The 5,292-nt window shown below is 71.8% G+C and carries 7 protein-coding genes; 5 read left to right on the top strand and 2 right to left on the bottom strand.

Annotated features, from left to right (window positions below):
- A partial coding sequence (locus DY240_RS31330; RefSeq protein ID WP_147375237.1) for a DUF1648 domain-containing protein occupies positions 1-474 on the bottom strand: 474 nt, incomplete at its 3' end.
- Entirely contained in the window at positions 471-824 is a 354-nt protein-coding gene (locus DY240_RS08300) for a GntR family transcriptional regulator (RefSeq protein WP_119659470.1), read from the bottom strand. The genes DY240_RS08300 and DY240_RS31330, both read right to left, overlap by 4 nt.
- 70 nt (positions 825-894) lie before the next feature.
- On the opposite strand from DY240_RS08300, the gene DY240_RS08295 reads away from it, so the two are divergent.
- The 5 genes from DY240_RS08295 (at position 895) to DY240_RS08275 (ending at position 5,182) form a co-directional block, all read left to right on the top strand.
- A complete protein-coding gene (locus DY240_RS08295) occupies positions 895-3,003 on the top strand; it encodes a S9 family peptidase (RefSeq protein WP_119659469.1) in 2,109 nt (702 codons plus the stop codon).
- 97 nt (positions 3,004-3,100) lie between these two features.
- Complete coding sequence (locus DY240_RS33215; RefSeq protein WP_119659468.1) at positions 3,101-3,409, top strand: YtxH domain-containing protein; 309 nt, start codon at positions 3,101-3,103, stop codon at positions 3,407-3,409.
- Positions 3,375-3,785: a phage holin family protein gene (locus DY240_RS08285; protein ID WP_119659467.1), complete on the top strand. Its 411-nt coding sequence runs from the start codon at positions 3,375-3,377 to the stop codon at positions 3,783-3,785. The genes DY240_RS33215 and DY240_RS08285 overlap by 35 nt, the downstream gene beginning before the upstream one ends.
- Positions 3,785-4,090: a DUF3618 domain-containing protein gene (locus tag DY240_RS08280; RefSeq protein WP_199701079.1), complete on the top strand. Its 306-nt coding sequence runs from the start codon at positions 3,785-3,787 to the stop codon at positions 4,088-4,090. The genes DY240_RS08285 and DY240_RS08280 overlap by 1 nt, the downstream gene beginning before the upstream one ends.
- A gap of 12 nt (positions 4,091-4,102) precedes the next feature.
- Entirely contained in the window at positions 4,103-5,182 is a 1,080-nt protein-coding gene (locus tag DY240_RS08275) for a YihY/virulence factor BrkB family protein (protein WP_119659466.1), read from the top strand.
- Positions 5,183-5,292: the final 110 nt, after the last annotated feature.

The following is a 5,292-nucleotide window of genomic DNA, read 5'->3' as shown; positions in this document are numbered from 1 at the left end:
GGTCCGCCGCGGCACCAGCACGGCCGCGAGCGCCGCGACGGCGACACCGGCGGCCAGTGCGCCGGCGATCGCCGTGCCGGCCAGCTCGACGCCGGCGGCGTCGGCCAGCCCGCGCTGCCGCTCCGTGAGCAGCACGGCGAGCGCCGTCACGAACGCCGTCGTGCCGGCCGTGGTGGCCGCGACAACCCGGGTCACGGTGGCGTCGGCCCGGACCGCGAGCACCAGCGCCAGCCCGATGACGGCGAACGCTGCGGCGAACCCACCGGCCAGCCAGGCCACGGTGGACACGGAGCTGAAGCCGTCGGCCGTCCCGTCGGCGCCCCAGTGACTGGCCACCCGCGCCGGCAGCTCGTCGCGCCAGCTCAGCACGAGCGCGGCACCCGCCGCACCGATCACGATCGGCAGCCCGGCGCCCGCCAGCAGCGCCCGCGCCAGAACGCCGCGGCCGGGTCCACCCGTCGTCTGCTCGGTCATGAGTACTCCCTCCGGATCAGTGCGGTGAGCTCGTCGGCGCTCAGCCCCAGCCGGTGCGCCTCGGCGACCACGCCGGCGACCGCCTCGTGCAGCCGCGCGAGGCCGGACGCGCCGGCCTCGGTGACCACCGCGCCGCGGCCGCGACGCAGCTCCACGAGCCCTTCGTCCCGCAGCTGCTGATAGCCGTGCAGGACCGTGTGGACGTTCAGCCCGAGCGACTCGGCCAGCACACGCGCACTGGGCAGCCGTTCGCCCGCCGCCACGTCGCCGCGCGCGATGGCGCCCCGCACCGCCGCGGCCAGTTGGGCGAAGAGCGGCTCGGCGGACGCCGGGTCGAGTCGGATGAGCACACGTCGATTGTATTGTTCTAGCTCTAATAGAACAAATTGGACCACCATCCGGTGCGGTACGGTCGGGCTCATGACGGAGATCCCCGCGCCGCCCGTGGCGAAGCAGGTCCCGACCGAGCGGACCGTCCACGGCGACACCGTCGTCGACGAGTACGCCTGGCTGAAGGACCGCGACGATCCCGACACCGTCGCTTACCTCGAGGCCGAGAACACCTTCACGCAGGCGGCGACGGCGCACACGAAGGCGCTGCAGGACGAGATCTTCGACGAGATCAAGAGCCGCACGCTCGAGACCGACCTCTCCGTGCCGACGCGGCACCACGGCTGGTGGTACTACACCCGCACGCTCGAGGGCAGCCAGTACCCCATCCACTGCCGCTCGCGCACCGAGCCGGCACTGCCGGCCGACCCGGCCGAACCGATCGTCTCGCCCGCCGACGAGGTGGTGCTGCTCGACCAGAACGAGCTGGCCGGCGACTCCCCCTACTTCGCTCTGGGCACGTTCGACGTCAGCCCGGACGGCCGGCTGCTGGCGTTCTCCACCGACTTCGACGGCGGCGAGAAGTACACGCTGCGGTTCAAGGACCTCGAGACCGGCGCCACGCTGCCCGACGAGGTGCCCGGCACCTATTACGGCTCGGCCTGGGCCGCCGACGGCAGCGCGCTCTTCTACACCACCGTCGACGACGCCATGCGGCCGTTCCGCGTGTGGCGGCACCTGCTGGGCACCGCGGCGGCCGACGACGTCATCGTGCACGAGGAGACCGACGAGCGGTTCTTCGCCGGCGTCGGGCTCACCCGCAGCGAGCAGTACGTCGTCATCGAGCTGGGCAGCCAGATCACCAGCGAGACGTGGGTGCTGCCGGCCACTGACCCGCAGGGCGAGTTCCGCGTCGTCCAGCCCCGCGAGCAGGGCGTCGAGTACTCGCTGGACCACACCGGCGACTCCTTCTACATCGTGCACAACAAGGACGCCGCCGACTTCGAGCTGGTCGTCGCGCCGGCCGACGCCCCCGGCCGGGAGAACTGGCGGCCGGTGCTGCCGCACACCCCCGGCGTCCGGGTCACCGGCGTCGACGCGTTCGCCGGCCACCTGGTCGTGTCCATGCGCCGCGACGGCCGCACCGAGCTGCACGTCCTGACGCTGGCCGACGGCGCCGTCGCCGGGCCGGGGCGCGACATCGAGTTCGCCGAGCCGGTGCGCACCGTCCGGCCCGGCAGCAACCCGGAGTTCGACACGACGGTGTTCCGTCTCGGCTATGCCTCGCTCACCACGCCGAGCTCGGTCTACGACTACGACGTCGCCGGCGGTGAGCTCACGCTGCGCAAGCGGCAGCCGGTCCTCGGCGGCGTCGACCTCTCGGTCTACGAGTCGGTGCGCGAGTGGGCCACCGCGCCCGACGGCACCCGCGTCCCGATCTCGCTGGTCAAGCGGCGCGACACCCCGCGCGACGGCACGGCGCCGTGCGTGCTGTACGGCTACGGCTCCTACGAGGCGTCGATGGACCCGTGGTTCTCCATCGCCCGGCTCTCGCTGCTGGACCGCGGCTACGTGTTCGCCATCGCGCACGTCCGCGGCGGCGGTGAGCTGGGCCGGCGCTGGTACGAGGACGGCAAGCTGCTGCACAAGACGAACACGTTCACCGACTTCGTCGCCTGCGGCGAGCACCTGGTCGCGGCCGGCTGGACGTCGCACGACCGGCTGGCCGGACGCGGCGGCAGCGCCGGCGGCCTGCTCATCGGCGCCGTCGCCAATCTCGCGCCGTCGACGTTCGCCACGCTGGTGGGCGAGGTGCCGTTCGTCGACGCCCTCAACACCATCCTCGACCCCACGATGCCGCTGACCGTCGTCGAGTGGGAGGAGTGGGGCAACCCGGTCGAGTCGGCCGAGGTGTACGCCTACATGAAGTCGTACTCGCCCTACGAGAACGTCGAGGCGCGGCCCTATCCCGCGATCCTGGCGACCGCCGGGCTGAACGACCCGCGGGTCGGCTACCACGAGCCGGCGAAGTGGGTGGCCAGGCTGCGCGCGACGGCCACCGGTGACCGTCCGCTCCTGCTGAAGACGGAGATGGGCGCCGGCCACGGCGGCCCGTCCGGCCGGTACGACGCCTGGCGCGACGAGGCGTTCACGCTCGCGTTCATCATCGACACCACGAGTGGGACCAACCTCGCATAGCCGATTTTCCGGGCGTTCGTGACCTCGGGCGACGCCCGGCATACGCAGGTCCCTATGGGGTAACCGCCTGTCAACGGCGAGAACCCAGGGAGGGACCATGAAGGGAAAGCTGATCCTCCTGGCCGGCGCCGCGGTCGGGTACGTCCTCGGCACTCGTGCCGGACGGCAGCGCTACGAGCAGCTGAAGGGACGCGCCGACGCACTGTGGCACGACCCGAAGGTGCAGCAGAAGGTCTCTGAAGCGCAGGAGGCCGTGAAGGCCCGGGCGCCGGAGATCCAGGAGAAACTCACCGACGCGGCGTCCCGCGCCACCGACAAGGTGCGGTCGACGGTGCAGCGGCACGACTCCGACATCACGGAGGTGGGGACCCATGGCCGCAACGGACATTACCCGCAGCCAGGATGACCGGTCCGTCGCGGAGCTGGTCCGTCAGTTCTCGGAGCAGACCTCGCACCTGATCCGCGACGAGATGCGGCTGGCCCAGGCCGAGATGTCGCAGAAGGCCAAGCACGCCGGAATCGGCGTCGGCCTGTACGGCGGTGCCGGGCTGCTGGCGTTCTTCGGGATGGGTGCGCTGGTGACCGCGGCCATCGCGGCGCTGTCGCTGACCGACCTGACGGTGTGGGCCTCGGCGCTGATCGTCGCCGCCGCGCTGTTCGTCCTGGCCGGCATCGTCGCGATGATCGGCCGCGGCGAGACGAAGCAGGCGTCGCCGACGCCCGAGCGCACCGTCGAGAACGTCAAGCGCGACGTCGAGGAGCTGAAGGAGATCAGGCACTGATGGCCACGACGATGAAGAACACGATGAAGACCGGCGAGCCGCCGAAGGGCGCGAAGCCGGAGGAGATCGAGAAGCACATCGAGCGGACCCGGGCCGACCTCGGCAGGACCGTCGAGGCGCTCTCGCACAAGCTCGACGTGCGCAGCCAGGCGCAGGAGAAGCTGTCGACGGTGCGCGACAAGGCCGGCTCGATGGCCCGGACGGTCAAGATGCTGGCCATGCGGCCGGTGACGATGATCGCCGCGGGCGCGACGGTGGTCGTGGCCGGCGTCGCGGGCGCCGTCGCCTGGAAGCGACGCCACTAGGGGGATGCCACCATGGCGACGGAGACACGGGGACGGGGCGCCCCCGCGGGGCCGGCCCCGGACGACGAACGCAAGCCGGACAGCCCCACTCAGCTGACCAAGCCCTCGTGGGGTTACGTCGCCCGGCGGACCGTCCGCGAGTTCCTCGACGACGAGTGCCCGGATCAGGCGGCCGCCCTCACGTACTACGCGATGCTGTCGCTGTTCCCGGCACTGGTGGCGCTGGCCGCGCTCCCCGCGCTGATCGGCCAGGACAGCCAGCGCACCACCGACCAGCTGATGCAGATCGTCCAGGACATCGCTCCGTCGCTGGTCACCTCGGACGTCCAAGGCCCGATCGAACAGCTCACGAAAGCTCCGGGCGCCGGCTGGGCGCTGGTCATAGGTCTGCTGGCCGCGCTCTGGTCGGCGTCCGGCTACGTCGACGCCTTCGGGCGGGCGATGAACCGGGTCTACGACGTCCAGGAGGGCCGGCCGTTCTGGAAGCTGCGCCCGGCGATGCTCGCCATCACGCTGCTGACGATGCTGCTCGTGCTGGCCGTCGCGGTGATGCTGGTGGTCAGCGGGCCCGTGGCGCGGGCGATCGGCGACGCCGTCGGCCTCGGCGACACCGCCGTGACGGTGTGGAACATCGCCAAGTGGCCGGTGCTGGTGCTGGTGGTCGTGGTGATCGTGGCGATCCTGTACTGGGGTACGCCCAACGTCCGCCAGCCGAAGTTCCGCTGGATCAGCATGGGCGCGGTCATCGCGATCGTCGTCTGGGCACTCGGCTCGGCCGCGTTCGGGATCTACGTGGCCAACTTCGGCAGCTACAACAAGACCTACGGCTCGCTGGCCGGAGTGGTCGTCTTCCTGCTGTGGCTGTGGCTGACCAACCTGGCGCTGCTGTTCGGCGCCGAGTTCGACGCCGAGACCGAGCGGGCGCGGGAGTTGCAGGCGGGGCTGCCGGCCGAGGAGTCCATCCAGCTGCCGCCGCGCGACACGCGGAAGATCGAGAAGTCCGCTGAGAAGCAGGCGATGCTGGTGCGCCGGGGCCGGCGGCTGCGGCGGTCGCGCGGCGACGACACCGACCTGCCGGAGGAACGCGGCTGACGGGTGCGGTGATGGCGCGGCCGGGCGACCGACCCGGCCGCGCGCTCGTGCGTGGTCAGAGGGCGCGGACCCGGCCGGCGCCGAAGCGTGCCTCGGCCCGGCTGGCGCCG

Source organism: Jiangella rhizosphaerae, from assembly GCF_003579925.1.
Taxonomy (GTDB): domain Bacteria; phylum Actinomycetota; class Actinomycetes; order Jiangellales; family Jiangellaceae; genus Jiangella; species Jiangella rhizosphaerae.
Note: the sequence above shows the minus strand (reverse complement) of the source record. Positions and strands in the feature narration are given on the sequence as shown.

Coding starts and splice junctions, on each gene's coding strand:
- DY240_RS08295 (WP_119659469.1), top strand. CDS start 895: ATGACGGAGATCCCCGCGCCGCCCGTGGCGAAGCAGGTCCCGACCGAG.
- DY240_RS33215 (WP_119659468.1), top strand. CDS start 3,101: ATGAAGGGAAAGCTGATCCTCCTGGCCGGCGCCGCGGTCGGGTACGTC.
- DY240_RS08285 (WP_119659467.1), top strand. CDS start 3,375: ATGGCCGCAACGGACATTACCCGCAGCCAGGATGACCGGTCCGTCGCG.
- DY240_RS08280 (WP_199701079.1), top strand. CDS start 3,785: ATGGCCACGACGATGAAGAACACGATGAAGACCGGCGAGCCGCCGAAG.
- DY240_RS08275 (WP_119659466.1), top strand. CDS start 4,103: ATGGCGACGGAGACACGGGGACGGGGCGCCCCCGCGGGGCCGGCCCCG.